Below are 1,300 nucleotides of genomic sequence, written 5' to 3'. Positions count from 1 at the left end.
ATGGTGGAGCCTAGCGGGATCGAACCGCTGACCTCCTGCGTGCAAGGCAGGCGCTCTCCCAGCTGAGCTAAGGCCCCATATAGATGGTCGGGAAGACAGGATTCGAACCTGCGACCCCTTGGTCCCAAACCAAGTGCTCTACCAAGCTGAGCTACTTCCCGACTATAAAGAATATATAATATATAAGTAATATGGCGCGCCCGGCAGGAGTCGAACCCACAACCTTCTGATCCGTAGTCAGACGCTCTATCCAATTGAGCTACGGGCGCATATTATGAAAATGGTGCCGAGAACCGGAATCGAACCGGTACGGTAGTCACCTACCGCAGGATTTTAAGTCCTGTGCGTCTGCCAGTTCCGCCACCCCGGCAAGGATGAAAAAGCGGAAGACGGGATTCGAACCCGCGACCCCGACCTTGGCAAGGTCGTATTCTACCACTGAACTACTTCCGCATAAAAGTGCGGGTGAAGGGAGTCGAACCCCCACGCCCGAAGGCACTAGATCCTAAGTCTAGCGTGTCTGCCAGTTCCACCACACCCGCAATATATTACTAAAAAATGGTGAGCCGTACAGGATTCGAACCTGTGACCCTCTGATTAAAAGTCAGATGCTCTACCAACTGAGCTAACGGCTCGTACAAAGTGGTGCCGGCGAAAGGACTTGAACCCTCAACCTACTGATTACAAGTCAGTTGCTCTACCAGTTGAGCTACACCGGCAAGTGTAGAAAATATGGTGGAGGATGACGGGCTCGAACCGCCGACCCCCTGCTTGTAAGGCAGGTGCTCTCCCAGCTGAGCTAATCCTCCTGGGTATAATAACTATTCAATTCTTATTCTCTTATCAATCAAATTCGTAGGTTTTAAACATGCAATACGCTTGATCTTTGGAAAAGAATTGCCTGGCTTTGGAAAAGAATTGCCTGGCGACGTCCTACTCTCACAGGGGGAAACCCCCAACTACCATCGGCGCTGAAGAGCTTAACTTCCGTGTTCGGTATGGGAACGGGTGTGACCTCTTCGCTATCGTCACCAGACTTGTCCTTTTAGCGGACATTTACTATTATAACACTTTTAAAAATTAATGCAAGTGTTATTTAAAATTCTTTTTGAGTAAATTTTTGTTCACTCAAAACTGAATAAAAGACATTGGGTAGTTCAAGTAACTACTTTTTAGAATAGGTTAAGTCCTCGATCGATTAGTATCTGTCAGCTCCATACGTCGCCGTACTTCCACCCCAGACCTATCCACCTCATCTTCTTTGAGGGATCTTACTTACTTGCGTAATGGGAAATCTCAT

Annotated in this window: 9 tRNA genes and 2 rRNA genes; all 11 read right to left on the bottom strand. The window is 48.0% G+C overall.

Features of this window, described 5'->3' with window-relative positions:
• Position 1 precedes the first annotated feature (1 nt).
• A tRNA-Ala gene (locus ORD22_RS15105) sits at positions 2-77 on the bottom strand.
• A gap of 7 nt (positions 78-84) precedes the next feature.
• A tRNA-Pro gene (locus ORD22_RS15100) sits at positions 85-161 on the bottom strand.
• A gap of 31 nt (positions 162-192) precedes the next feature.
• Positions 193-269, bottom strand: a tRNA-Arg gene (locus ORD22_RS15095).
• Positions 270-281: 12 nt separating this feature from the next.
• Positions 282-370 (bottom strand) — tRNA-Leu (locus ORD22_RS15090).
• Positions 371-381: 11 nt separating this feature from the next.
• Positions 382-453, bottom strand: a tRNA-Gly gene (locus ORD22_RS15085).
• A 7-nt stretch (positions 454-460) separates the two neighbouring features.
• Positions 461-542: transfer RNA gene (locus tag ORD22_RS15080), tRNA-Leu, on the bottom strand.
• A gap of 17 nt (positions 543-559) precedes the next feature.
• Positions 560-635: transfer RNA gene (locus ORD22_RS15075), tRNA-Lys, on the bottom strand.
• 8 nt (positions 636-643) lie between these two features.
• Positions 644-719: transfer RNA gene (locus ORD22_RS15070), tRNA-Thr, on the bottom strand.
• Between the two features lie 14 nt (positions 720-733).
• Positions 734-809, bottom strand: a tRNA-Val gene (locus ORD22_RS15065).
• A gap of 111 nt (positions 810-920) precedes the next feature.
• Positions 921-1,036: ribosomal RNA gene (rrf, locus tag ORD22_RS15060) — 5S ribosomal RNA — on the bottom strand.
• A gap of 142 nt (positions 1,037-1,178) precedes the next feature.
• A 23S ribosomal RNA gene (locus ORD22_RS15055) occupies positions 1,179-1,300 on the bottom strand; the annotation flags it as partial.

Source organism: Sporosarcina sp. GW1-11 (genome assembly GCF_033088395.1).
Classification (GTDB): Bacteria; Bacillota; Bacilli; order Bacillales_A; family Planococcaceae; genus Sporosarcina.
Note: the sequence above shows the minus strand (reverse complement) of the source record. Positions and strands in the feature narration are given on the sequence as shown.